The 23,043-nt window shown below is 44.7% G+C and carries 33 protein-coding genes; 6 read left to right on the plus strand and 27 right to left on the minus strand.

Annotation, left to right across the window (positions count from 1 at the left end; genetic code table 11):
• Nucleotides 1-116: 116 nt before the first annotated feature.
• The 4 genes from VST71_06595 to VST71_06610 form a co-directional block, all read right to left on the minus strand.
• Complete coding sequence (locus tag VST71_06595) at nucleotides 117-2,717, minus strand: SMC family ATPase (protein ID MEC4685382.1); 2,601 nt, start codon at nucleotides 2,715-2,717, stop codon at nucleotides 117-119.
• A 7-nt stretch (nucleotides 2,718-2,724) separates the two neighbouring features.
• A complete protein-coding gene (gene sbcD, locus VST71_06600) occupies nucleotides 2,725-4,422 on the minus strand; it encodes an exonuclease subunit SbcD (GenBank protein MEC4685383.1) in 1,698 nt (565 codons plus the stop codon).
• A 105-nt stretch (nucleotides 4,423-4,527) separates the two neighbouring features.
• Nucleotides 4,528-5,043, minus strand: a complete 516-nt coding sequence (locus tag VST71_06605) for a hypothetical protein (GenBank protein MEC4685384.1) — start codon at nucleotides 5,041-5,043, stop codon at nucleotides 4,528-4,530.
• Nucleotides 5,021-6,025, minus strand: a complete 1,005-nt coding sequence (locus VST71_06610) for a hypothetical protein (GenBank protein MEC4685385.1) — start codon at nucleotides 6,023-6,025, stop codon at nucleotides 5,021-5,023. The genes VST71_06605 and VST71_06610 overlap by 23 nt, the downstream gene beginning before the upstream one ends.
• Before the next feature lie 112 nt (nucleotides 6,026-6,137).
• Here VST71_06610 and VST71_06615 point away from each other — a divergent pair, with 112 nt between their 5' ends.
• Nucleotides 6,138-6,659, plus strand: coding sequence for a hypothetical protein (locus tag VST71_06615; protein ID MEC4685386.1), 522 nt, complete (start codon nucleotides 6,138-6,140; stop codon nucleotides 6,657-6,659).
• Nucleotides 6,660-6,776: 117 nt separating this feature from the next.
• Here the strand turns inward: VST71_06615 and VST71_06620 are convergent, their stop codons facing one another.
• Genes VST71_06620 through VST71_06645 form a run of 6 tightly spaced genes read right to left on the minus strand, consistent with a single transcriptional unit; the run spans nucleotide 6,777 to nucleotide 12,127 of the window.
• Complete coding sequence (locus VST71_06620) at nucleotides 6,777-8,912, minus strand: adenosylcobalamin-dependent ribonucleoside-diphosphate reductase (protein MEC4685387.1); 2,136 nt, start codon at nucleotides 8,910-8,912, stop codon at nucleotides 6,777-6,779.
• A gap of 19 nt (nucleotides 8,913-8,931) precedes the next feature.
• Nucleotides 8,932-9,378 carry a dUTP diphosphatase gene (locus VST71_06625; protein ID MEC4685388.1) on the minus strand — a complete coding sequence of 149 codons (447 nt, stop codon included), beginning with the start codon at nucleotides 9,376-9,378 and terminating at the stop codon, nucleotides 8,932-8,934.
• Nucleotides 9,379-9,399: 21 nt separating this feature from the next.
• Nucleotides 9,400-9,693, minus strand: a complete 294-nt coding sequence (locus VST71_06630) for a hypothetical protein (protein MEC4685389.1) — start codon at nucleotides 9,691-9,693, stop codon at nucleotides 9,400-9,402.
• A gap of 20 nt (nucleotides 9,694-9,713) precedes the next feature.
• Nucleotides 9,714-9,950: a hypothetical protein gene (locus VST71_06635; GenBank protein MEC4685390.1), complete on the minus strand. Its 237-nt coding sequence runs from the start codon at nucleotides 9,948-9,950 to the stop codon at nucleotides 9,714-9,716.
• Nucleotides 9,951-10,000: 50 nt separating this feature from the next.
• Nucleotides 10,001-11,836: a DEAD/DEAH box helicase gene (locus tag VST71_06640; protein ID MEC4685391.1), complete on the minus strand. Its 1,836-nt coding sequence runs from the start codon at nucleotides 11,834-11,836 to the stop codon at nucleotides 10,001-10,003.
• A gap of 12 nt (nucleotides 11,837-11,848) precedes the next feature.
• Complete coding sequence (locus VST71_06645) at nucleotides 11,849-12,127, minus strand: hypothetical protein (GenBank protein MEC4685392.1); 279 nt, start codon at nucleotides 12,125-12,127, stop codon at nucleotides 11,849-11,851.
• Between the two features lie 76 nt (nucleotides 12,128-12,203).
• Here VST71_06645 and VST71_06650 point away from each other — a divergent pair, with 76 nt between their 5' ends.
• Complete coding sequence (locus VST71_06650; protein ID MEC4685393.1) at nucleotides 12,204-12,440, plus strand: hypothetical protein; 237 nt, start codon at nucleotides 12,204-12,206, stop codon at nucleotides 12,438-12,440.
• A 4-nt stretch (nucleotides 12,441-12,444) separates the two neighbouring features.
• Here VST71_06650 and VST71_06655 read toward each other — a convergent pair whose 3' ends face one another.
• The 3 genes from VST71_06655 to VST71_06665 all read right to left on the minus strand — a co-directional run bounded on the left by VST71_06655 (nucleotide 12,445) and on the right by VST71_06665 (nucleotide 13,214).
• Entirely contained in the window at nucleotides 12,445-12,660 is a 216-nt protein-coding gene (locus tag VST71_06655; protein ID MEC4685394.1) for a hypothetical protein, read from the minus strand.
• Nucleotides 12,661-12,752: 92 nt separating this feature from the next.
• Entirely contained in the window at nucleotides 12,753-13,046 is a 294-nt protein-coding gene (locus VST71_06660) for a hypothetical protein (GenBank protein MEC4685395.1), read from the minus strand.
• A 36-nt stretch (nucleotides 13,047-13,082) separates the two neighbouring features.
• Complete coding sequence (locus VST71_06665) at nucleotides 13,083-13,214, minus strand: hypothetical protein (protein ID MEC4685396.1); 132 nt, start codon at nucleotides 13,212-13,214, stop codon at nucleotides 13,083-13,085.
• Between the two features lies 1 nt (nucleotide 13,215).
• On the opposite strand from VST71_06665, the gene VST71_06670 reads away from it, so the two are divergent.
• Complete coding sequence (locus VST71_06670; protein MEC4685397.1) at nucleotides 13,216-13,491, plus strand: hypothetical protein; 276 nt, start codon at nucleotides 13,216-13,218, stop codon at nucleotides 13,489-13,491.
• On the opposite strand, the gene VST71_06675 is transcribed toward VST71_06670, so the two are convergent.
• The 14 genes from VST71_06675 to VST71_06740 form a co-directional block, all read right to left on the minus strand.
• Nucleotides 13,468-13,713 (minus strand): hypothetical protein, encoded by a 246-nt coding sequence (locus VST71_06675; protein MEC4685398.1) that lies wholly within the window; start codon nucleotides 13,711-13,713, stop codon nucleotides 13,468-13,470. The two genes, VST71_06670 and VST71_06675, sit on opposite strands and share 24 nt — an antisense overlap.
• A gap of 24 nt (nucleotides 13,714-13,737) precedes the next feature.
• A complete protein-coding gene (locus tag VST71_06680; protein MEC4685399.1) occupies nucleotides 13,738-13,863 on the minus strand; it encodes a hypothetical protein in 126 nt (41 codons plus the stop codon).
• 63 nt (nucleotides 13,864-13,926) lie between these two features.
• Nucleotides 13,927-14,133: a hypothetical protein gene (locus VST71_06685; protein ID MEC4685400.1), complete on the minus strand. Its 207-nt coding sequence runs from the start codon at nucleotides 14,131-14,133 to the stop codon at nucleotides 13,927-13,929.
• 295 nt (nucleotides 14,134-14,428) lie between these two features.
• On the minus strand, nucleotides 14,429-14,728 hold the full coding sequence (locus VST71_06690; GenBank protein ID MEC4685401.1) for a hypothetical protein: 300 nt from the start codon (nucleotides 14,726-14,728) through the stop codon (nucleotides 14,429-14,431).
• A gap of 65 nt (nucleotides 14,729-14,793) precedes the next feature.
• A complete protein-coding gene (locus tag VST71_06695; GenBank protein ID MEC4685402.1) occupies nucleotides 14,794-14,922 on the minus strand; it encodes a hypothetical protein in 129 nt (42 codons plus the stop codon).
• 245 nt (nucleotides 14,923-15,167) lie between these two features.
• The gene (locus VST71_06700; GenBank protein ID MEC4685403.1) at nucleotides 15,168-15,596 is read right to left on the minus strand and encodes a hypothetical protein; all 429 of its coding nucleotides are present in this window, start codon (nucleotides 15,594-15,596) and stop codon (nucleotides 15,168-15,170) included.
• A gap of 24 nt (nucleotides 15,597-15,620) precedes the next feature.
• Nucleotides 15,621-16,034, minus strand: coding sequence for a hypothetical protein (locus VST71_06705; GenBank protein MEC4685404.1), 414 nt, complete (start codon nucleotides 16,032-16,034; stop codon nucleotides 15,621-15,623).
• A gap of 36 nt (nucleotides 16,035-16,070) precedes the next feature.
• Entirely contained in the window at nucleotides 16,071-16,448 is a 378-nt protein-coding gene (locus tag VST71_06710) for a hypothetical protein (GenBank protein MEC4685405.1), read from the minus strand.
• Nucleotide 16,449: 1 nt separating this feature from the next.
• Entirely contained in the window at nucleotides 16,450-16,629 is a 180-nt protein-coding gene (locus tag VST71_06715) for a hypothetical protein (protein MEC4685406.1), read from the minus strand.
• A gap of 3 nt (nucleotides 16,630-16,632) precedes the next feature.
• On the minus strand, nucleotides 16,633-17,031 hold the full coding sequence (locus VST71_06720; GenBank protein ID MEC4685407.1) for a hypothetical protein: 399 nt from the start codon (nucleotides 17,029-17,031) through the stop codon (nucleotides 16,633-16,635).
• A gap of 309 nt (nucleotides 17,032-17,340) precedes the next feature.
• Nucleotides 17,341-17,859: a hypothetical protein gene (locus tag VST71_06725; GenBank protein MEC4685408.1), complete on the minus strand. Its 519-nt coding sequence runs from the start codon at nucleotides 17,857-17,859 to the stop codon at nucleotides 17,341-17,343.
• Nucleotides 17,860-17,913: 54 nt separating this feature from the next.
• Entirely contained in the window at nucleotides 17,914-19,038 is a 1,125-nt protein-coding gene (locus tag VST71_06730) for an ATP-binding protein (GenBank protein MEC4685409.1), read from the minus strand.
• A 130-nt stretch (nucleotides 19,039-19,168) separates the two neighbouring features.
• On the minus strand, nucleotides 19,169-19,624 hold the full coding sequence (locus VST71_06735; protein MEC4685410.1) for a DUF3232 domain-containing protein: 456 nt from the start codon (nucleotides 19,622-19,624) through the stop codon (nucleotides 19,169-19,171).
• A 50-nt stretch (nucleotides 19,625-19,674) separates the two neighbouring features.
• Nucleotides 19,675-19,830 (minus strand): hypothetical protein, encoded by a 156-nt coding sequence (locus tag VST71_06740; protein MEC4685411.1) that lies wholly within the window; start codon nucleotides 19,828-19,830, stop codon nucleotides 19,675-19,677.
• 490 nt (nucleotides 19,831-20,320) lie between these two features.
• Here VST71_06740 and VST71_06745 point away from each other — a divergent pair, with 490 nt between their 5' ends.
• The 3 genes from VST71_06745 to VST71_06755 all read left to right on the plus strand — a co-directional run bounded on the left by VST71_06745 (nucleotide 20,321) and on the right by VST71_06755 (nucleotide 22,986).
• Nucleotides 20,321-20,491: a hypothetical protein gene (locus tag VST71_06745; GenBank protein ID MEC4685412.1), complete on the plus strand. Its 171-nt coding sequence runs from the start codon at nucleotides 20,321-20,323 to the stop codon at nucleotides 20,489-20,491.
• 786 nt (nucleotides 20,492-21,277) lie between these two features.
• Nucleotides 21,278-22,192, plus strand: coding sequence for a ParB/RepB/Spo0J family partition protein (locus VST71_06750; GenBank protein MEC4685413.1), 915 nt, complete (start codon nucleotides 21,278-21,280; stop codon nucleotides 22,190-22,192).
• A gap of 17 nt (nucleotides 22,193-22,209) precedes the next feature.
• Complete coding sequence (locus VST71_06755; protein MEC4685414.1) at nucleotides 22,210-22,986, plus strand: replication-relaxation family protein; 777 nt, start codon at nucleotides 22,210-22,212, stop codon at nucleotides 22,984-22,986.
• The last annotated feature ends 57 nt before the right edge of the window (nucleotides 22,987-23,043 follow it).

Raw genomic sequence — 23,043 nt, forward strand, 5'->3', positions numbered from 1 at the left:
GAATAGACATGACGGGATATTCCTGTCATTTATATATTACTTTTATCATTTCTGAGCAGCAAAAGGGGAGGCCCCTTGTTCGTTGACCTCCCCTCCCCTTTCCTGCCAAACCAGTGTTAAACCAGCACTTCAACCCTACTGCAGGTTCCCTCTTTAGTCACAAGGATTTTCTGCTCAAAGATGTCCTTCAGGACTTCTTCATGAGCCATCATGATTCCCTTTTTAAACATGCCTGCTTCTACAAGTTTGATAAACATCCGGCCAAAATCAACAAGGCCCTGCTTATCGAGTCCGGCTGGCTCATCAATAAACAGGGTGTTAACTTTAACTCCGGCCTTTCGTGCACTGAGCTCTGCCAGGCCGACAGCAATAGCCAGAATCTGCCTTGTATTCTCTCCGCCTGAATAGAGCTCAATAGGCCTCTCACCGGCAATATCCGAGACGATGATATCGAGAGTATCCTTCACATTACTGTTTGACTTGTTCGATTTTTCCGTTTTGAACTCAAGTCTCATGCCGGTGCTGCTGATTTCCTCAAGGACTTTATTGGCCTCTTCCTCCATTATCTCTATAACGTTATCGAGTATATAGAAAGGAATCTTTTCGTAAGCTTCCTCGAGGATTTCACAGACCTTGATCTGAAGCTTAAGGTCTTCGGACTCTTTTCCGGCCTTCTCCCCCTCTGCTTCAGCACTCCGGCACTTCATTACTTCCGCCTCAAGACGTGATATCTCCTTCAGAGCAGCCTGTTCCTGCTCTTTCAGGGTTTTCAGCTGTACTGTTAGTGCCTCTACCTCTGTTTCAAGCGCTCGGATGGTTTTACTGAATTCTTCAAGGGCCCCTGCTTTGGTTTTTGCCTGGCTGATTTCCTTGTTCAACCTGTTGATGTCTGCCTGAAGCCTCCTCACATCACTGAATGTCTTGAGTCTCTCAACAACTGCTTTAGCCACTACTATGCTTGTTTTGAGCCGGAGAAGTTCTTCCTTCTGTCTCTCGATTTCCGTTATTTTCTTCTTGACACCATCCAGTTCTTCAGTAGCAGACTTGACAGCTGCGTCGGCCCTTCTGATTTCAGCTTCAGCGTTATCAATCTCCGAGGCCTGCTTTGTCCATGTGGAAATGACATCAAGGCGTCTCCGTAACGAGGACACCTCGTCTTTGGCTGCCGTCATCTCCTGCTCGATATTTTTAAGCCTTATCTTCAGCTTCGGCTCATCAAGAGACTCGATCTGTTTCCTGATCTCTTGGATCTTTTGTGTCTCATCATACTCCACGTTTCTGCTCAGGGCCTCCGTCTCAGCTTTAAGTCCCGGCAGGTTCTGCTTTGACTCAACAGCCTTCTTGATGAGTGGACATTCCGCATACTGCCCTTCACCCTTACAGGTTGTCTGCTCAATCATACCAGCTTCTTTTTCAGCAGCAACGAGTTTATGCCTGACTATCTTGAGGCTTGCCTCCCTGTCCTTCTCCTTTTTACTGAGCAATGCTTGAAGCCTGGCTATCGCCGTCTCCATATCCGATACCTTCCGGAGGTCTTTATTTATCTGCTCGGCCTCCTTCTGAAGGTTTTCTGTCTGGACATTTAAGCCCTGTATCCTCTTATTACCTACTTTCTCCTCTTCAAGGAGCTGCAGAATCTTCTCCCTGTTGCTGAAAATCTTTCTGTACCTCTCTACGTGATCCTCGGTCTCCTTAACCTGTTGTAGCAGTGCGTTTTTTCTTTGGACAAGATCGCTTAATGTCTTTTCAAGCTCTCTTACCCCCTCAAGCTTCGCCTCCATGCCGGCCTGTTCGGTAATTGCCTGCTGCAAGCCTGAGTCGTCTGAAGGCAATTCGGCCAGCCTTTGATTCACCTGCACCACAATGCCGGACGGAAGATTTTCAAATGAATGTTCAAGGGCATATTTCTCAACAATCAACTTCTCTTTCTGTTTTTCAAGCTCTTCAACTTCCTTCAGTACATTGTGTAACTCTGCAACCTTGTTCGAGATAACCGCAAGATCCGCACGTTTAACAGCAAGAACAGCCTCCTGTTTTTCTATACAACCCGTTGCTTCTTTAAGCCGGCTTTCTGCTTCTTCCTTTCCTTTCAGAAAGACTCTCAGATGCTGAGCCTTCTCGCTGACCGCCATGATATTCTTCATAACTACTTCCAGCTGACCTTCCAGCTGGTTTCTCTGCTTTGCAAGCCTTTTCTTATACTCGCAGTAGATATCAAGGCCCATAATGTCAAACACTACCTTGTACCTTTCGGAAGGCTTTGCAGTAATAAGCCGTTCCCCCTGCCCCTGCAGGAGAAATGATGACGAAGTGAAAGTTTTAAAATTTCTTCCTATTATCTGCAGTATCCTCTTTTTAGCCTCATCTCCCGTAGCAACAGGCACCCATTGACCGGAAGAGCCGTTACTGCCCATGGCAAAAAGTTCAACAACGTTTTTCCCTCTTCCTGTGGTTGTCTTCTTTCTGACAACCCTGTAGGACTGCCCTGCCTGCTCAAAATCGTATACAACGGTCATCTCTGTTTTACCGAGCTTAACAATATCGTCTGACCTTCCCCTTGATGTCTCACCAAACAGAGCAAACAGGATCGCATCGGCAAGGGCACTTTTCCCTGCCCCGTTGGCTCCCTGAATACAGGCAGCCCTGATAATTCGCCAGTCAAGCTCTGTATCCTCATAAGAGAGGAAATTATGCATCCTCAAATACAAAGGCTCCATTCTATTATTACCCCCTGACTATCTCGTAGTGTTTTTTAAGGCAGAGATGGATCGTGTCTTCTTCCACCTCCATCTGTTCCAGGTACCTTTTTACGGCTTCATCTTCCTTGAGGTCCTCCGTCATCTTCTCATCCCTGACTCGTATTCGACGTTTGACGGTCAGTTTGTTTACGATTGGAACAGGAGCGTTTCTCAGAAAAGGCTTCAGCTCCTCATACTGCTCTTTTGATACTTCCCCCTTGATCCGGTAGATCGTATCCCGCTCAAGCATTTCCGCCCGGTTTTCCAGCATGAAAAACTCCGGAGTAAGGGTCTTGAACTTTCGGGCAGGCGTTTCTACAAACTGCACCTCAGGAGTCCTGCCATTGAACTCAACCAGGATGAACCCCTTCTTGTCTTCTTCCTCGTTGAAATCCATTCTGTCGATAGACCCTGAGTAGTAGGCATTGAGTCCATCGATCTTTTGATATTTATGGATGTGCCCAAGTGCCACGTAGTCAAACTCCCTGAACTCATCAGGGTGTATATGCGGATCATACATAAGCATTTCGTCACTTTCAGCCCCCAGGGCGCCATCAACCGTAATGTGTGCAAGCAGGATATTGGGGACCCTCGGATCTATTTCTGTCTTGAAGTAGTCGATAATGCTTTTCAGCTTCAAACTGACAGCCTTATTCAGCTCTGCTATGGACTTGTTATCCCCCGTGCTCTCAACTATGGATTTACTCGGAAACGGCAGCACGAATATCTTTGCACAATCCTTTTGTGGCCACCGGCCGGACGGAGTGCTGTTTACAGACATCCCTTCCTGGTAAAAGATGGAGGGCTTGTCCACAACAAAGATATTCTGCCTTCCTCTGAGAAACTCCAGCGCATTGGCATCCCTGGGGTTTTTGCTGAGGCCGTGGTTGCCCGGCTCAATAAATACGGGCATATACCTGGCAAGTTTTTGTAGCTCCACCAGCAACACATTCTGTTCATTCGGAGTAGGAGCATGCGTTTCGGTAGCATCCCCCGGGATAAAGCAGGCCCTGCAGTTTGCGGAGATCATAGTATCCACCGCAAACCTGATACACCTGTGGATATCAAGGAGTCTCACGTTTTTCCCTGATTCCGGATCGATCTCCTCCTTGCCTGCAACAGTAAAATGCTCATATACCTGTAGGTCCGCCATATGACCGACCCTGTAATTGCCTTCAAGTATCTGTCTGCCGTCCCGGGTTTGGTCATCATGTATGTAAAAGAGAAGGCCCTTCAGCTGTTCCTTGACATCCGCGGGCAAATTATCTGCGTTGACTGCAAGGGCATCAACCTGGCCCAGAGTTTTCTCTATCCGGGTTAAAACCCTCTCCCAGTACAGACCGGCCTCTTCCGTATTTCCTTCCGGGGCTTTAGTGCAACTGTTTACCAGAAACCCCCAGGACAGCCAGCCGTTCAGTTTGGATTGCAGCTCCTTCAATTTCTGCTCACTTTTTAGGGACCTAAAAACCCTTGCAGCATCAAACAGAAACCCCTCCGACACGGGAGGAGCGTCTTTGGATAAAGCAATCGAGAGCTCTTTTACTGCACTCTCCCCTTTTTTCTCAACAAGAGTCTGAACCAGCCGGCCAAGCTGGAAATTTGCTTTTATGCCAACGAAGCTGGTCCCCCGGGAACGTTTCAGGAGTTTCTTGCAATCCGCTATAACGTCTCTTAAATCTTCCAAGGCTACCTCCTTTTAATAAAGTATGAATACCGGGCATGGACGTAAAACTCCCATGTCCGGTTAAAAAGTTGATTGCTAAAAGATGATTACTGCTCAGCGGGCAGATCAGAAATACAGTGCAGCCATACAGATAGCCTCTGCCTCATGATGAGACAGCTTGACGTTTTTCAGTGCAGGGTAAACACTTCTGGCAAGTGATACCATCTCTGTTTTGCCAAAGTTTTTGCCGTAACATTTTTTCCAGAGATGAGCAAGCACTTCTTCAACCGCTACGTTGTATCTGCCAAGCGTTGTTATAATTACGGTGGTAGCCGCATTATTCTTGAGTATATCGGCAAGATTCAACGGCTTTCCCTCTTCCTTTGCCGACGGGTCAGGGCTAAATGAAGGCAGTTTTTTTGTAGCCCGGCGATAGGGAAAAGGAGGTGGTTTTTCTACCACCCCCTTGGACGGAGCATACTGTTGTATCAGCTCCTCTACCCGAGACATGAGAGAGGTAAACCGGCAGCTGTCTGTAGGCCCTACAACTTTAATGACACCGTAAGCGATCAGCTTTTGCTGCCTGATTACGGCATAACCGGTGTCATTATACGACGGGTCAAAAGCTATTACTGTGCGCATGAATCTCCCCCTGTTTGAGCTTGTTAAACAGCTCCATCAATTCTCTGCTGTCAAGACTGTCTATGGGAAAAGTATCGGCAGGGATGTTTCGGAGGTCTATTATTTTCTTGATTATCCTAACCTGGAAAGCACGGGGATAATCGATAAAATCCTCCTCTACAAGGTTTTCACTGTTACTACTGCCGGTATGTGCTGTATCCCTGTCACTCTCTTCAGGGTAAAACACAGGAGGGGCAGCACAGTCAGGGGCAGGGTCGTTATTAGGCCGGCTGGTGTTTGGGTATAGCTGCTCTGAAAACCCCAACATTCGGGCAGTAACCATCCTCTTTATTTCGGGGTCATTCTTGTCCCAGTCCGGCACCATGGCAACAATAACAAATGGTCTCTTGAGTTCTTCAAGTGTATAAGTACTTTTCAATCCAAGCAATTTGGACACCACTCGGGACTGTGCACCGGTCAGAGCTATTTCGTATTTGAACTTGTTCTGCGACAAAATATAGTTTTTGGTGCTTTCCTCCACCCGCCTTCTCTTCTTCTCCTCTGACCAGTCCTTATGTTCCTGGTCAATCTTTTTGCGGGACGTAAGCCTTTTATCTTCCTCCCTGGCTTCAAGGTCGATCATTTTCCCGTCAACCTCTATCTTTGTATTTCCGTCCGGGTCGAACCTCCGTCCCATGGCCCTGACCAGGATTCCGTTCCTGATAGGAACATAGTCGCCTCCCGGGTGCCCTACGAACTCAATACCGCCAGCTATACGGAACTTTTGAATGCCGTCTCTTGAGAAGGCGTATTTGCCACCCCCTACGGGGTAAATGTCCTTTGAGTGATAGCTTGTATCAATGTGGACAATTTTTATAACGGGGGCAAGATGTGGTGGCTTAACAACCAGGGTGGAAATTCCAGGAATGTTATATCCCGTCTTTCTGTACTCAGCCAGTCTGTGGTTGAGTTCACTTATAACTTCCTTGTCTTTGTTGTTCAATTCTGCCTCCTTTCTTTCGATTATGGTGTTGATCTAATGCGTCTGTTGATTTTGTCTTCGAATTATGATATTATCGTTCAATTGTTGGCACTACAGCATGCTCTTCAGGTATATGCAATTACTGAATGAAATTGAGATTGCAAAATGGTTTCTATCAAGGTCGGATTCATTGAGAGAGTCACTGACTACACGATCCACCCTTGTAGTTGCATCAAATGCATTCCTTCTAACCAGCATTGGAATTATCGTTGCCCAGCAACCTGCAGTATCTTCTATCATCACGTTTAAATTGATAATTCTTGTCGCACTGGCATGCATTTCGGTTTCTGTAGTTTTAGCAGTTATGGCTGCAATAAAAATCAGACCTAGCCACCATGAGGTTTCATACACTGGCCCTGATAGGATTTTCCTTAATCCAAGAGACACATTTAAGAATCTTAATAGCGTGGAAGATTTTGTGGCTTGCATTAAGGAAGACAAGCCGGAGAATTTATTAAACTCTATTTGTGGCGAGCTATGGGTGGACCTGAAACTCCAGCACAAAAGATATCGCTATCAGAGAGCATCAATGAGAATGCTATTGCCAGCATTTATGATAACGATCTTTGCTTTAATCCTTGCTCTATGGTTTTAATGTACCAACAAGTTGCTGGAGATTTGATGGGAAAACACTGGCGTGTTTAGAAACCTCTGGGGTCTATCCTGGTTTAACAAGTCAAACACCGAAATGGTAGCCCTTCCTTCGAATGAATTATGAACACTTGTTGTATTCGCAACTTGAGCATTTAATGCATCCCTCTGCCATCACAAGCACTCCACCACACTGGGGGCAATTATTAAAATCCGTCAAGGCAGTATCAATACCGATTCGTGCTACTGCTTTTCTGACAGCTCGCTCCAGATAAGCCAGCATGGAAGATACGTTTCCGTACTTTAGCAGGGACTCTTTTATCTGTTTTAAAACTACATTGGGATCCACGTTACACCTGAGGCCTATACTCATAAGACGAGTTACAGCCTCCAAAAACTCTGATGTCTTTGAGTCTGCAGGAGTAATGGCAAAAACCTCACGAGGAGCATTTTCATGAACTGTAACACTGATATACATCTTCCCCTCTGGTGTGTCCACCTCTTCCGCGTACATATTTCTGCTTGCAGGTAGTTTTATTGGCTGAACGTACCTGTCCTCTTTGGATTTTATAACACTCTTGATCTTCCCCGAATCCCTGTAGACCGTACAACCCTTCAGTCCTCGCTCGTATGCCCGGAGATACGTATCTCTGAACTGCTTAAAAGAGGTGTTGGGATCAAAATTGATGGTCTTCGAGATACTGGCATCAAAATACTTCTGCCAGACGGCCTGCATCTCAATGTGCTGGCTGGCATTAATCTTAGGTGCAGTCAACACATCCGGAGCTCTGTTATCACCAGCAATCTCCCTCCAGACGTAGTAAGCATAGTCTTTCACCTGTACAGTCTTCATCTCTTCGTTATCCTTGATCTCTCTTTTCACCTCGAGATCAAAGATCGGCTCAATCCCGGAAGAAATATTACCCCACAGCAGGCTGGTAGTACCTGTTGGGGCAATGGAAAGCAGATGACTGTTTCTGACTCCGTATTTCTGCATATCATTCCGTATGTCTGCAGGCAGGTCCTTGACAAATTCGCCTGCAAGATACTTTTTCGGATCAAACAAGGGAAAACATCCCTTTTCCTGTGCAAGTTCGACAGAAGTCCTGTATGCAGTATCTCTCATTAACCTTGCAAGGTTATCACTGAACACAAGGGCCTCCGCAGAGCCGTACTGAATCCCCATCATCCAGAGCATATCGGCAAACCCGGTAATACCAAGCCCTACCCGTCTTTTGCTTACAACCTCGTCCCTTTGTTCCTTAAGTGGCAGCCGGGCCACATCAATCACGTTATCAAGGAACCTTACAGCTGTCTTTATCGTCTTCTGAAACAAATCATAATCAAATTCCGGGTTTTGGAAAGGGGACCTTACGAACCTGGTAAGGTTTATGGAGCCGAGGTTGCATGCTCCATTTGGTGGCAACGGCTGCTCACCGCATGGATTGGTAGCATGAATTTCCTCGCAGTAATAAAGGTTGTTAAGCCTGTTGAGCCGGTCGATAAAGAGTACGCCAGGTTCGGCATAATCATAGGCATGAGCAAGTATCTGATCCCACAACGCTCTTGCCGATACGGTTTTGTAGACTTTACCCCCGAAGACAAGCCTCCACTCTCCGTTGTTCTTTACTGCCTCCATGAACCTGTCCGTAATCAGGACAGAAAGATTGAAATTAACCAGGGCATTGTTTTCAGATCCTCTTTTGGCCGTAACGAACCGTTCGATATCAGGGTGGTCAACTCTCATCACAGCCATCATGGCCCCTCTTCTGTGCCCACTTGACGATATTGTCCTGCACATAGCGTCATACACCTGCATAAAGGAGATAGGGCCTGAAGATGTTGACCCAACCCCTAAAACGGGAGCGTCTTTAGGCCTGAGAGTGGAGAAATCAAACCCTATCCCACCGCCAGCCTGCATGGTAAGGGCAGCTTTGTGAAGTACAGAAAAAATCCCCTCCATACTGTCTTCAATTACAGGGGATACAAAACAGTTCATGGCAGTACATTTCGACCGGGAAGTTCCCAGGGCATTCATGACACGGCCACCTGGAAGAAAGAAATCCAGGAGCCAGCGGAATTTCTCCTCCCACACCGCCGGAGCCTCTTCTGCAGAGGCAGCAGTCCTGGCAACTCTGCACTTGGTATCATCCAGAGACCCGTCTGACCGGTACTTGTACTTTTTGCGCCAGATGTAGTCAACTACTTCCTGCAGATCAGCATCATCTACATCTGTTATTTCCTCTACAGCTAACACCTTATTCCCTCCTTCTCTTCTATACCCCTGTTGACCCTATTCCTCCAGTTCTTTCAGCATCAGCCTCGTCCCCATCGGCCAGCAGGTACTTTTTAAAAATTCCCTGTGCAATCCTCTCACCTTTTTTAATCGTTACAGCCCTGGACGAATGATTTACAATTCCGACAATTATATGCCCCTCATTGTCCGGATTGTTGTAATAGTCTGAATCGATAATTCCTTCATCATTAAGTAAGGAAAGACTGTTTTTAAAGGAAATACCGCTTCTTATGTGAATACCGAGGTATTCGTCATCCTGCATGTAAGCCTTTAGGCCCGTAGGAATACTCACCTGCCCATGCGGCGGAACCACTACATCTTCGGCTGCCTCGATATCATAAGCAGCCGATCTTGCGGTTTTCCTTTTCGGAAGAGCAATCCCCCTGTCTTCATACTCTGCAACTACCTCAAACCCTCTTTTTCTGATGTTTTCTGTCATACAGACCTCCTATTCCGGGATGGAAGCTATTATATCCAGGATTTTGTCTTTTTTCTCAAACCCTGCATAACTCAGGTAGTGTTCATCTATTTTCCTGAGAAACCTGACATTATCCCTATATATCTGTTCAGCATCCTCCGCCGTAGTGTTTGGAATCACTCCCTTCTCCCTATAACTCAAACATTCTACTATACTATCAAGAACCAGCTGCTGCAGAAGTCTTTGCTCCGGGGCCAGCCTCTGCTCTGTCCCTGTCGGAGCATTTAGCGTATTGTTTAACTTATTCACATCTCCCACTAACATGGGACCCTCCTAAGTATATATTACTTTTTGAGGTTATACTCTTTACGAGCATATAACTTCCCTGGATTACACGTAATTCGATCCCTGAAAGGCGGGGTTTTTGCCAACTTACCAGGGCATTCAGGCTCGATCCTTCTTGACTTGCAATCCCTGATCCTCTTACTTATAACCCTGATACGTTGAGCCCTGAAGTATGCCTTCCCCCTACCCTTTCCTGTATTGCTGTTGCTGCTAACAGAAAGGACCATTTCACACATCTGCAATCTCCTTTTTTTGAAGTTCAAGGGGTTTTTAGGTGAGATAACGGCTACATTAAGGAAATCTGAACCGGCTTGTTCCTTCTTTTTCCTTTTGTAGCAGCAGTCTTTAGAGCCATCGTGGTATTTTTCAGCCAGTTCAGCCCCGGCGCCGTCTGATGAATCCGGTACTTCACCATATCATTCAGCATTCCGATCCATCGTTCAGCATCCCGCAGTTGATAAGGCAAAAAGGGCGGAATTGCGGAAGGTCTGTTAAGGTAGTATTTCAGCAGTCCTGCTTTGGTATGAGATACGGATTTATCAAGTTCAAGTTGTATAAGTTTCATCAACATATCCTTTTCATACCTGGCAGGACAGTTCCGATAACCCCCTAACGGCAACAGCCCGGACAACAGCATACAGCCTTTATCAACATCCGGAAGCTCTACCGCATCCAGCCTTCTTGCAAGTGTAATATAGCCCATGTATGCCTTTGGAGAGAGATAATACCTGGAAATCAGGGCCCCCTCTTTTGTCAGGGTGAGCTTACCATCCCTTTCAACCAGAATATTGCAGGCCTTCAGAAACCGTATGTAGCTGTCAACCGTTTCTGTAATCTTTTGACTGTTTGAGTAAGTAGCGGCAAAAGTCATTCCCAGGGCCTGATAAAGGTCATCCCTGGTAGCAGCGTTCAGAGAGAGCAATGTAAGTACCATGGATTCAACGGGCAGTGGAAGGGATTTAGCCATTACATATTTTTTGGCATGAAAGAGCTCAATCTTGTCTCCTATTATGTATGCAGTGGCTTCCGGTTTTCCCCTGCCGGCACGGCCTATCATCTGGCCAACATCCATAAAATCCAGGTAATAGTTCCCTCGTCTGATTCCACATACGATCACCACATCAGCCGGGGTATTTATTCCTTGAGACAGGGTATTAGTTGCAAGAAGTGTTTTTAACTCCCCCTTCCTGAAATCCGCAACTATTTTATCCTTATGTGCCTCATCGATATCAGCGCAATGGAAAGGGGCAACCAGGGATTCACTTAAACAGAACCCTGCTGCCTTTGTAGGCACAAAAACCAGAACACTTTCACCATGATGTTTATTCAGGATATCCTTCAGCACCTTCACCCTAACCGACTCCTTGTTATATGCCAGGCCAACGGTAGTGACTATCAGGTTGGAAGATGGAGTCTTTGGAGCTGGCAAAGCATCTATATCGTCGGGGGCATGAATTTCGTGCAGGCTGATTTTGGTTGACCTGTACCTTGATATAAACAGGTCGGCATTCAGCAGATCAGCCACTGCATCTTTATTAGGAAAAGTGCCTGACATAAGAAGCACCTTCCCCCCTTCCCTGATAAACATCACGATGGCAACATCAAGCTCACCACTTCTGGAAGGGTCCAGCAGGTTATGCGCCTCGTCCACAATCAGCAGGCCGGCTTTAGTCCATTCCTTTCCGCTCCGGACTGCACTTATATATCCCTCAGGGGTGGTCACGATAACGTATTTACCGGCAACATTCTTGTCGTAACCGGTATTCATCCCAACGACCTTCGCACCCCATACCCCTTTAGAGTCGGCATACAGGTTCTTCACGAGCTCACGAGTAGGAGCAGTAAGAACAACCCTTTTGCCTTCATCGAGAAAATACCTTGATGCAATATAGGTAAGAGCAGTTTTACCGGTACCTGTTCCACTTTCAACAACAGAGTTGCGTTTTGGACTATACAAGTCTCTGAAGCAGCTCTGTAATGGATTGAGCATAGGGAACGGAATATCGGGGTCAGGCTCTGTACTGCATGGGTAATCTTCCGTGATCTCTATTCTTTGAGGGAGCTCTTCAGAGCTGGTAACCCTGCGCATAAACCGTTTTAAAACATTTCTAAATTTAAACACTATAGGTGCCTCCTATCTAATATAGTTTTCATGAGGCCTGACTCTTTCTACAGTAACTACAGTAGAACCATCAACTACAAACCTCCAGCCTTTTGCTACCCGGTATTCGGTTTCTCCATGCAATATCTGTCTTACAAATATGTTCCAACGGGTAGATCTGCGGTCAGGTTTTTCCGGCTTTGCTTCCCTGAAAGTCTTTTCCAGCTCCTCGATGCTGTCGTCAACCCCCAGACATGCGGCTAATCTTCCCCATTGTGTTACTGCATGACGTGCGAATCGGTATTGCAACATCAAACTCCTTTTTTTCAATTCATTTGTTTGACATTTTTTCTGTAAAATCCTTATATTTACAACAGGAGGGGCAACGGTGATAGATGTAGAAGAAAAATTGTTAAGAATGATTTCTTTGGAGCAATTGAGTAAGGCAGTAAGGCAGGAGACTCCGGTATGTTCCCGCTGTCTTTTAACGATTGATGTAATAGATAAAGAAATACTGGCGGAATACAGGGACATAAAGGTAGGAGGAACACGCTATACTTTAGTAGAGCCTTACTGCCCTCGATGTGGCAGACTGGTTAAAGCCAAGCACTACATAATTAATTAACTTCTCAGACAGGAGAAGGCGTTAGCTGAGCTAACGCCTTCCTCGTTATCCTCTTGATCTCCGGAGAACTCCTGTCTGAATAATCCAGCTCTGATATCTTCTCTAACACGAGAGCCGGGTTTGTGTTAACCAGCTCATACAGCCTTGCTCCTGGATTAGCAGGACCGATAAGACCTCTGGCCCTTGCAATAAACCTTGCTGATTTATGTCTTTTGCACATAAGAAACCTCCTTTTTGGGATAGGATATTTTTTGAGAGAACATCTCACCGGACTTCTGTATACCAGATCCCTCGCCACAGTCCACACAGGTGTTAGATATATTCAGAGAGAATGCTCTTTAAGGCCGTCTCGATATGACTGTCGTTCAGCCCTTGATCATGTAACCAGCGATATTTCCGTCCTGTATAAGACAGAAAACGGGGTCTTACCTTATAAGTAGGATGGTCATGATAAGCCCTGTCTAAATTGACAATGCTTAAAAGACTAAACCCTACCCTGACAATATTGCTTTTTTGAACAGCATCCGCAACGTCAAACCCGGCCCTGGAAATCACAGTGTCAATATCCTCCTTCAATTCCTTAAACGTCTCGGGCCTGATTTTCATCTTGTTTCCTCCTTACTTAACCTCTCGGTTATCTGATCACCAGTCGCTGCCCCAGGAGCCGCCCTCGCATGTATTTCTTTTGGTGTGTGTGGCCGATGGAACCAGCTCCGGCAGTATCCTCATCCCGTTTGCACCTGTTGGATGAGAGGCAAACGGGACACTTGACAAAATGGTTAAAATCCTTTTAAATAAAGCAATGGCAGAACGTGAAAACATAAGGGAAAGGATCAGGAAAGTTAACCCAGGAGCTGTCCATCTAATCAGGAGAATGGACAGACAACTACTGAACGCTGGATATCGTGGAGCTATAGTTGATACTACAGAGGACATGACAGAGGATGAAGAGTGGATGGCGCTTTTTGAAGGATTCCTGAGAGAGGGGTATGCAGAAGCAGAGGCTCAAGCGAAAGCTACACAGTGGTTAGAGCTTTCCAAGAAACTTTAGTCCCCGGTCGAACATATTGAAAACTTCCTTGATAAAGGTACTCCTTTCGGCCTGAGGAACATTGCCGAAATAAAACTCTACAGCAGTTACAAAGGTCTCTTCCACCAGCTTCTGCTCATAAGCACCATTTAGCTCCTGAGCAGCTTTGACTATCGCCTGCTTGGCAATATCCTCGTCTGACATAATAACTACGCTTGTCCTTGTTGATCTTCTATACAGCATCAGATACACCTCCTTTTCAGTTTTTTAATCTTTTTCCTTCTTTACAGTACGGCCAAGCCTCTTATTCCTCTCAGCCTCCATAGCGACAAGAAAAGCCGTCCTTGCAGATACATTCAGCTGTCTCATGTTGAAATATACACTGATGTTCATAAAACACCTCTGGCAGACTGATTAAGCCATCAAGGATGGCTTTAAGCACATGAAGGTTAAAGGTTAGGCATGATATTCAACGCACTTGAGATCCCGTAGCCTGGGAAGACCTTTGTGATTGCCGCATGTATCTAAAAAAGCCTTCTCCTTGCAGCGCCTGCAGGCGGACGGACCTGAACTGCACCCCCTCTCCCTGCACTTTCCGGCAACGCATCCGCAACTATAGCAGTAAATTTTAAGTCCGGCCTCTCTCTCTGTTCCTACTAACATGTTTTTTACCTCCGTTGTTGTAAGAAATTAAAAATTGCCATCCAAAGGATGGGTGGAAAGGAAGGAACATCACATTTGCAATAACCTGTAAGCCCTCTTGACAAGGTCTTCATCTTTGGAAAGGTCACAATCCGGCCAGCCACCTCTTACTGCGCAAATGTAACAGAGACACTTAAGCTTTTCTGGCCGGACTTCATACATACGGCAGCTCATAAAAAAACCTCCTTTTTGAAAAAAATCCCTTACAAGGGACTTTTTTATAAGCAAGGATTGAAACAATTGAGTCTCCCATGAACTACTCCTTTAATTTGCTCAACGCATCCCGGAGAGCATCAAAAAGACTACCCGTCCCAGCATATTCTTCAGCCTGCCTTAAAACATCCTCACAGGCCTTGATCAAATTCTCTATAGCTCCACTATTCAGCGCTTCAGTGCTGATACCAACGCAAGCATTAACACAGGCAACGATACGACGAACATTGGCTTCCTGCCTTTTCAGGTCAAACGGGGATGCCATAATAGCAATCTTCTTCCCGTCTGCCCCCAGGATGGTAATGCTCTCATTTCTCCACGGCTCAGGTGAATGTTTAAACATATCTCCCGCCTTTTTTCGGATATTTAATATTGGTACCTGTCTGAGTGGTGGTGGAAAAGAAACTCTCAGGAACGACAGCAGCCTCGGTTACCATCACAGTCATGGCATGGAGCAGCAACATCCGGATCTTCTTTTCCGTAGATGGCTGAAAAGTTTGCTGCAGGCAGGTCTTCAGGCAAATCTTCTCCTTTCATGTTTTACCTCCATATTGATGCTACGAACCAACAAGACCAGGAACTTCCCGGCTCTCTAAAGGCAGAACATCCCACACATGCATGAATAAAAGGCAAACTACACAGAAGGGAGTTGTTGTAGCAGATAAGAATGGCAGGTGTTTCTGACGTGAAGAGAGGAAGGTAAGACTACGGCAGGGATAAAACTGACAAACATACTACAGGGGGGCGAGGAATGGCTTTTGCAGACAAACAGACAAACTCTATTACTTGTTACGTGCGTTCCACTTATTACCGCAGGGGCATCTGCGCAAACTATTAGACACCCAGGTTGACTCTTTGCCGCAGCATGGACTCGGGTAAGCAATAAACGGTATGCGTATCCGTTGAGGCTGATAGAATCTTTTTCCATCCCATCTCATTTCCACCCTGTCAAATGTATCTTTTCCAACACTTGGAAGGGGTGGGTAGTGCTCTATCCAGGTGATGTTTTCCACGGGAATATCGGAAAGGAATTGATGATATACCATGGTGGCAAGCTGCTCAACCATGTTCGTAACTGACGTCCCCGGGTTATGATCAAGCTCCGTAAGGACCACCGTTATCTTCTCACCATATCGTTTAATTTCCAGGCCACATAGGCTATCGCAGTTCCAGAAGTCTTTGTAACAGTAAACCGTACTGATATCCTCCATACCATCCCTCCTTTTTTAAAGAATTTACTCCAGACTTACAACCTTCCACTTGAAATTCAGGTTACTCTCTGCATATTCACACGCTTCATCATGATCATCAAACTGCATTACCATACCGGAGCGATCCGTAACTGGCTGGACATCAAGGCTATCTCCGAATCCCCAGTTGAGGATCATGTACGGTCCTGCTGCTTTTCTCCCGGTTACAGATTCCAATGCCGCCTTGATATACTCAGCACCTTCTTTGCTATCACAATCTGCAAGACACCTGACTCCGCCCTCCGGCAGATGCCCATAGACGGACCAGAAATCTGCATCCTCTTCTTCACATATCTCCACTGCTTCCCGCTTACAAACCGCGACCATATCTTTAGGGTGTAGCGGAAGATATGCAACGGGATGGACCTCAAACGCATCAAACCGTTCCAGTGTACTCACCTCCTCTTACATCAAATATTGTTGCATCACTCATGATTACACCCAAACAAAGTGCTTTCCTCCGAGTTTGTTAATTCTGCCTATGATTTCCGATAACCTTTTACAATCATCGTTAGCTCCAGTGTACTCAGCCGCATCTCTTTCCTTGATAAGTTTCATAAGGAGATCATCGCAGCAGGGAACCATAAACTCATACTCGAAGTTGTATATCTTTTGGCCTTCATACTTCACTAAATACGGAACACCCTCGTCTTTCTTATAGCAGTTGATCCTTCCAAGCCATACATCGTTGTGCTCTTGGACAAACTCCTTAATTTCTTCACGAGTCGCTGCATTGACCCATTCTGCATCAAGCTCTGTCAGGTCCCATAAGTTTTTGATGCCACGTTTCTGCATCTCTTTGGTTAATCCCATTTCAAACTCCCTTTTCTTCCAACAAGTCAATTGTGAATATCTCGCCACTGTCAGTGTCTATAACTTCAAACACGACTGCTTCTGAGCCAGGATCGCGCTGAATAGACAGGGCTTCTTTAGCAGCTTCCCGGGGACTATCTGCCGCTATGTCTATTTCCCATTGAACTCTGTATTCCGGCATAGATTAATTGCCTCCTTTCTTGTGTGTGTCTGGATAGATATTACAGATAGCCTCCGTAATCTTCACGCCACACTCTTTACACGCTACAGTTAGCCACGGCTTGTCATCAGTCCTAAACCCGAAACATTCCTCTTCAATGGTTCCAGTTGTTACAGCATAGGCTGACTCACCATTTTTAATCTCTACGCCACAGACTGAGCAATAAACTGAAAACCTCTCATCCTCTTCTTCTGCTGCTACATTATGCTCACCTGGATAATAGGGCATAGTGTATATGCAGTCTTTGTTAGGACAGCCCCAGAATTTTCCAACCTCCTCACCTTCATATAAGGTAAGATGCGGGGTATTGCTGCATCGAGGGCATGTCCAGCCGGATACTACGTCGGGAAAATTCTTAATCATTGGTTGCCTCCTCTTGTTTGAAAAGTCTTCTGAGCCTCCCCATGGATAAATCCAGGGGCCTTAAAAGTCGTTTTTGGGGTCATGTTTGGGGGTAAACAGAAGAAGGGTTCGAAAAGTTAAGGTAACGATAGTGGTGGGTGGATAGACAATAGACGTATCCATCCAATGGTTATATAAGAGGCTAAGATTGAAGGATACAGAAACGGGCAGAGAAGAGGGGTTGTAGGTGTAGGAATTAGGAGTATGGACGCTGAAGGTTCAGATAGAAGAAGAAAGCCTGTTCCACAGCCCCATATTGCAGGATTGCTTTTACTGTAACTCTACTTGGACAGAGGCGGTTTCACAGCTATCAAACAGTGCATTACAAGCCTCCATGATTAGATAAGCAGCCTTGGGTATTTGGTCCAGAAATGGAGTTATGTCCTTCTCCGGATTATAGATTGATATCGTACCGCAGGATATTTTGTTCTGGGTTGTAAATCGGCAATCAACTGATCCATTTTGTTTGCAAGCAGTAGATATGCTGCCACAATTCCGACCAAAGAAGTCCACATCTGTATCTCTTGATAATTCATCATCATTGCTTAAGTACAACTCAATGTGGTAAATATCGTCCGATGAAACACTCCAGCTAACCTTGAATACACCATCGTTCACGATAGAGTTAATAGGAACTACACCATCAGAGGCCGGGGATGTTCCTTCAACGGAATATGAGGTTATCTTTATTGATGACGACTCTTCTCCATCGTTACCACCGTTGCCACATGCAGTCAAAAAGATAAAGCAGAGAATCAATATTACCAATATCTTATTTATTGGCTTCATGTGTTCCCTCCTGTTTCGAGAAAATGTTCCTATATAATTAATAATACATCAACACTATAATAATCTACACCATTCACCAAACACAGGATCTGTAACTCTATATGTACCGTCCTGTACTTTTTCGATCAGATCCTTGTTAAGTAAATTTTTTATCGCCCTTTGAGCGCCTCCCAGGGAGAGTTGATACCGTTCAAGGTATTCTCTCGTATACGGGGAGGCCGTGGGTTCTTTTGCAATAGCCCTCAGAACCGCCTTATTTGTGAGTGTCAAACTGCTCCAGATACCCTCGAAATCTATGCCTTCGGTTTCCAGAAGAAGCCTGTATGCCTGCTGGAGGATTTCAGAGTCACACTGTTTTGTTGTTAAATCCCAGACAATTGATGACAATTTCTGGACATAATAGGGATAACCTCGCACCATCTCATATATGCCTTCAGCAATTTCAGATGGACAGTTCTTGCCCGATTCTTTAAACCTGGCAACAATACATTTTATAAATTCATCTTCGGGTATCTCTTTTAACGCATAGGAGAATGCACTTTTATAAAAGGGCCGTTTTTTTGAAAACATGTCCTTCAGTATTCTCCTTCTGCTTCCGACAAAGAGATACGATATCTCTTTGTGGTGCTGAATGTGTGAACGCAGGATGCCCTCGATCTTTTTCGACTCCGGAAGCTCCGTTATCTCCTGGAACTCATCAAGTGCGATACACGCTTTTATCTTCTTTTCCTTGACATATTTATAAATCCCATCCATGAGGTCATCAAGAAGCAGATCAGCATCTGTAGATCTGTCCACTTTGACAGAAATCCCCACTCCGTCAGGCTTAACCTCAAACGAAGGGATAAGCCTTGTAAACATATTCAGCACTTTTCTGCCGATTGTCCTTGGATCTGCGCCCCGTCCTATCCCTTTAAATACACCAACGGAGAATCTCTCTATAAAATCCCGTTCCGAGATGACAGGAAAGAGGTCGACGTAGACACACAAAAACCCTTCCCGTTCGAGTACCTCAAGTGTTTTATATACGAGGGAAGATTTACCGAACCTTCTTGGCGACAATAGAACAACGTTATTACCGCCACGTGCATGCCTTAGAAGAGTCTCTAACTCCTCGCTTCTGTTACAAAAATCTTTTTTAGAAACAATCCCTAATGTAAACGGATTAGAGATAACCATCACCTCCTTTTGTATTATTCATTATAAATTATTCAATTTGAATAATTCAATTCGAATACAGGAAAAGAATAAGGCGGTTAGCTCTTGATTGAAAAGCCAACCGCCTTCGCAGGGTTCACTCTAAGTCGGGCTATCGGGCACGATCAGAAAAGAAAGAAAGAACAACTTCACCTGCCCAGTCGCCTATGGCAATACGGTTAGTCTCGCCGGACAGGTGCATAGGGTCCTTCGAATAGACTCCTCCTACAGGGATATCCTGCCCATATGTCTTGAAGAGATAACGATTACAGATTCGTATTGAATCTATCAGAGCATTATGTGCAATTCTGCGCAGTCTATCCAACCTCTCTGTTAGCTCACGCAGCTCTTCTCCCTCCAAGCGGTACCGCTGAGTAACAAGCGTTGTCTCCATCTTGAAAACCGCACTAACATATCCAACAGCCTTGTCAAGAACTTCCTGGACGAGGGAAGAAACTTTTTCGTCACCACTTGTAATATCAAGAATCTCCGTCACTCTTTTTTTTGCCTTCATCCCCTTAACTCCATCAACTCCATGCTTTTGCAAATATTTTATCAATTGTATCATAAAAATCACCTCCGTGAAAAATTAATCTCCTGCAAGGCAGGAGAAATCAATCAGTTGCTCTTTAATGTAGTTTCTGCTTCTTCAGCGGGCAAGGTTCCATCAAAAAGATTTTCCAATGTAACTCCAGACGAGGCCAGAAGAAAGGCAGCATCTCTGTCATTCGGCAGTCCCATCGTTATGGTATCAACCAACACACTGTTATACATAACAAACCTCCTGTTAAAGAGAACTACTAAACGTTGGAAGCCTCTACAAGGCAGAGAACCTCCAATCGTCTTGGGGTGGCAAAGGTAGGCTGGGGATAGGAATACATGAGAATTTTTTTTCAAAAATACGGTAACGGGATTTTCCGGCAGGCCATGGATGAGCCATGAGTGACATTTAACGGCAGACTCGACACAGCAGGTCGCAGACTGGCATAAGCCATTTCAGGGGTATTCTTCGGACAGAAGGAAGCGCTTGCAACGACCTTGGGAAAGGCGTGGATAAATCAGGAAGGGAAACTGCTGCAACTATTGCAACGACAAAAGCTGTTGACGCGCTGACAAGACTGTTCCTCAACTTGAAACAGACGGTTTTATCCTATCCATAACAAACCTCCCAAACAAAGAAGTTGATATACCATCAATGATCGATAGACCTGTAAAGGGAAAACCTTAAATCCTGGAAATCTGCATCTAAATGCCCGGTGAAAAAATGGAAAGTCTGGAAGGTTGTGAAAGGTTAGATTCGTCTAATCTTGATAATTCTCTGAACATAGGTAATGTACAGAAAAGGAAGGAGCTGAGAGATATGTTCGGGGTAAAAGGGAAGGAGACATATATAATTAAATGTCCGGATTTTGTTTCACTTCCAGGCAGTAATTAAAAAAATACGGTAAACGTGCAAAGCAAGAATACAAAAAGATACAAAATGCACAAACTCGTGCAAATTCGAGGATCGTTAAAATGATTGATTGGATTTTAATAGAAATGGCTTTAAATCAGGGATTGCTGAAGATAAAAAATGGGGATATATACTGGAGGGCTTTTTCAGCTTGAAACCGGGTTAAATATGTTGGATAAATTAGGTTTTATACTACTATTATACAGTCGAAATCAGTAACTGTCAAGCAAAAGCCCCTTAACTATTTGATATTAAAGGGAATTTTTTTACGTCGTTTTTTTCAAAAAAAACAGCTACCCCCTTTTTGTTCCCGGCCACATATGATTTCAATAAATAAACTTACAAATCACTAATAAAATCAAGAGGTTAGCGTCAAAAAAGGCACTATACAAACACACATTTCTACACACTCAAAAGGCATACAAATAAACAGGTCATCTCAAAACAGTGTCCAATACAGGGTAGTCACCTTGCTTGGGCAGCTACTAAGTCCTTGAAATTATTAACAAAATCGACAATTTTGAAAAAAAGGTTTTAACGGGGTTTTTGACGGGTATTTTGACGGGTATTTTGAGGGGGGTTTTGAGGGGGTAACTGAGGGGGGTTTTGAGGGGGGTGTAAGCTACCTGATTTCAGCCAACCATGACGGGACATCATGTCCCAAGAATCTGCATTCATTTTATTAAATTTAAATATCTGCAAAAATCCCTTTTTCATTGAAAAGCTCAAGGTAATATTTATATAAACAGCAAACAAAGGAGGCCGTCAATGGAAGGAACTTTTAACTCAGAGAAGTATCTCGATGAAGCAATTGGTAATCTTGAGAGGACTACCGGCAGGGACGAGGTCGTTAGCATTCCAGTTGGAAAGATTTGTCCAAACAGGCTACAGCCAAGAAAATATTTTGATCCTAAGGCCCTAAAGGAACTGGAAACTTCCATCCGTGAAAACGGGTTGTTGCAGCCCATTCTTGTAAGAAAGATTGAAGAGCCAGGATCTGAGTTCATGTTTGAACTCATTGCTGGCGAAAGGAGATGGCGCGCTTCAATAGCTGCAGGCTTAAGCACTATTGCTGCAATAGTGAAAAAAGATGTAACGGACCGACAGCTACGTACATTTGCGTGTATTGAGAATATGCATCGGGATGATCTTAATCCACTCGAGAAAGCAGCCTCAATAGCCGGGATTAAAGAGGATTATGGAGATGATGACAGCGTTGCAAAGGTCTTGGGATACAACAATAAGAAAACTGTTACACGATATCTGAAGATTCATACAGCATCAAATCTCACCCCTGAGATAAATAAAATCTTTTGGGACAATACTCCTGCTCTGGATTTCAAAACAGCATCTGAATTCTCTGAGCTCTCGTTTTCACTTGCCAAACTCAAGAAATCCAACAACAGAGAATACCGCAGAATAATCAGACGATTAGAGAAAAAGGGTATTAAAGACAGTATTTCCTACCTCACAAAATACTTTGCCGTACCGGAAACCAAAACAACTCCTGCTGCTGCAGCAGTGCCTGAGATGTTTAGGGAAACAAATAACGAGTACGTATTAAAGATAAAGGTGAACAAGGACAAGAAACTCACTTTCGAGCTTAGAAAAAACATTCAGGAAAATATAAATCAGTTTCTGGAAAAAATCGATACGCTCAAGGCTGAGCTGCAACCGGAATAGATTCGGAGGCACAGAATATGGCAGATATAACCGATAGAGACCTGGATATTTTCAGAATCCTATCCAGCGGACCTGCAACCTTCGTTCAAATAAAGAGTCTTCTTAAAAGAGTCTACAAGAGTGAGGTATCTCAACACGCTCTTTATAAAAGACTGTCTATCTTACGCAAGGACAAACTCATCATGTCTCAACAGTATCGCAACAGGGATGGCAAAGGAAGATTCGTTCTCTACGGTATAACCCCCCTTTCTGTACAAACTCTTGTAACCCAGGGATACGCTGTAGAGAGAATAAGGACGAATATGCCAAGCGAACTTACCGTTGCTCACGAAATGGCTGTAACTGATGTAGTAAGAACAATAAAAAGAGAAAGCGCAAAGTATCAGTATGATTTTTCGTTCCTGGATGAGAATACTCTGAAGGAAATGTATAGGGGCAAGAGGAGGAAAATCGTATACCCGGATCTGCTGGTTAATTTGGTCTTTCACACAAAACCCGAGCCAACGAAGAAACAACTTGCTGTAGAGATAGATAACAGCACTATTTTAGCATCGAAATTATTTGAGAAAATGAAGGAAATGAAGTGGACAACTTTAATGTTGTGTACCACCACGATGAGAATCAACGCACTCAGAAAGAAATTTATGATTGATGAGGATTTGTATGGCAAGGTATTCTTTGCCCTTCTGTCAGAGTTTTGTCCGAAGGGCTTTATTGGGACAAACTGGTTGACGGTAGAAGGTGGCAATGCAACGATATTATCACCAAAACTGAACCTGAAAGCCGTAGGTTAATGATGCCCTGCCCTACCGTCAATTGCCTTTCACTTGCGGCAAGAGGGCTTCCCGGCC

Source organism: Nitrospirota bacterium, from assembly GCA_035873375.1.
Lineage (GTDB): Bacteria > Nitrospirota > Thermodesulfovibrionia > Thermodesulfovibrionales > JdFR-85 > BMS3Bbin07.

What these genes read in the sequence shown, in the direction of transcription:
- VST71_06595 (MEC4685382.1), bottom strand. Translation starts at nt 2,717, where the DNA reads ATGGAGCCTTTGTATTTGAGGATGCATAATTTCCTCTCTTATGAGGAT.
- VST71_06605 (MEC4685384.1), bottom strand. Translation starts at nt 5,043, where the DNA reads ATGCGCACAGTAATAGCTTTTGACCCGTCGTATAATGACACCGGTTAT.
- VST71_06615 (MEC4685386.1), top strand. Translation starts at nt 6,138, where the DNA reads ATGCAATTACTGAATGAAATTGAGATTGCAAAATGGTTTCTATCAAGG.
- VST71_06630 (MEC4685389.1), bottom strand. Translation starts at nt 9,693, where the DNA reads ATGTTAGTGGGAGATGTGAATAAGTTAAACAATACGCTAAATGCTCCG.
- VST71_06635 (MEC4685390.1), bottom strand. Translation starts at nt 9,950, where the DNA reads ATGTGTGAAATGGTCCTTTCTGTTAGCAGCAACAGCAATACAGGAAAG.
- VST71_06645 (MEC4685392.1), bottom strand. Translation starts at nt 12,127, where the DNA reads ATGTTGCAATACCGATTCGCACGTCATGCAGTAACACAATGGGGAAGA.
- VST71_06655 (MEC4685394.1), bottom strand. Translation starts at nt 12,660, where the DNA reads ATGTGCAAAAGACATAAATCAGCAAGGTTTATTGCAAGGGCCAGAGGT.
- VST71_06660 (MEC4685395.1), bottom strand. Translation starts at nt 13,046, where the DNA reads ATGAAAATCAGGCCCGAGACGTTTAAGGAATTGAAGGAGGATATTGAC.
- VST71_06670 (MEC4685397.1), top strand. Translation starts at nt 13,216, where the DNA reads ATGGTTAAAATCCTTTTAAATAAAGCAATGGCAGAACGTGAAAACATA.
- VST71_06675 (MEC4685398.1), bottom strand. Translation starts at nt 13,713, where the DNA reads ATGCTGTATAGAAGATCAACAAGGACAAGCGTAGTTATTATGTCAGAC.
- VST71_06680 (MEC4685399.1), bottom strand. Translation starts at nt 13,863, where the DNA reads ATGAACATCAGTGTATATTTCAACATGAGACAGCTGAATGTATCTGCA.
- VST71_06685 (MEC4685400.1), bottom strand. Translation starts at nt 14,133, where the DNA reads ATGTTAGTAGGAACAGAGAGAGAGGCCGGACTTAAAATTTACTGCTAT.
- VST71_06690 (MEC4685401.1), bottom strand. Translation starts at nt 14,728, where the DNA reads ATGTTTAAACATTCACCTGAGCCGTGGAGAAATGAGAGCATTACCATC.
- VST71_06695 (MEC4685402.1), bottom strand. Translation starts at nt 14,922, where the DNA reads ATGAAAGGAGAAGATTTGCCTGAAGACCTGCCTGCAGCAAACTTTTCA.
- VST71_06700 (MEC4685403.1), bottom strand. Translation starts at nt 15,596, where the DNA reads ATGGAGGATATCAGTACGGTTTACTGTTACAAAGACTTCTGGAACTGC.
- VST71_06710 (MEC4685405.1), bottom strand. Translation starts at nt 16,448, where the DNA reads ATGGGATTAACCAAAGAGATGCAGAAACGTGGCATCAAAAACTTATGG.
- VST71_06715 (MEC4685406.1), bottom strand. Translation starts at nt 16,629, where the DNA reads ATGCCGGAATACAGAGTTCAATGGGAAATAGACATAGCGGCAGATAGT.
- VST71_06720 (MEC4685407.1), bottom strand. Translation starts at nt 17,031, where the DNA reads ATGATTAAGAATTTTCCCGACGTAGTATCCGGCTGGACATGCCCTCGA.
- VST71_06725 (MEC4685408.1), bottom strand. Translation starts at nt 17,859, where the DNA reads ATGAAGCCAATAAATAAGATATTGGTAATATTGATTCTCTGCTTTATC.
- VST71_06730 (MEC4685409.1), bottom strand. Translation starts at nt 19,038, where the DNA reads ATGGTTATCTCTAATCCGTTTACATTAGGGATTGTTTCTAAAAAAGAT.
- VST71_06735 (MEC4685410.1), bottom strand. Translation starts at nt 19,624, where the DNA reads ATGATACAATTGATAAAATATTTGCAAAAGCATGGAGTTGATGGAGTT.
- VST71_06740 (MEC4685411.1), bottom strand. Translation starts at nt 19,830, where the DNA reads ATGTATAACAGTGTGTTGGTTGATACCATAACGATGGGACTGCCGAAT.
- VST71_06745 (MEC4685412.1), top strand. Translation starts at nt 20,321, where the DNA reads ATGGAAAGTCTGGAAGGTTGTGAAAGGTTAGATTCGTCTAATCTTGAT.
- VST71_06750 (MEC4685413.1), top strand. Translation starts at nt 21,278, where the DNA reads ATGGAAGGAACTTTTAACTCAGAGAAGTATCTCGATGAAGCAATTGGT.
- VST71_06755 (MEC4685414.1), top strand. Translation starts at nt 22,210, where the DNA reads ATGGCAGATATAACCGATAGAGACCTGGATATTTTCAGAATCCTATCC.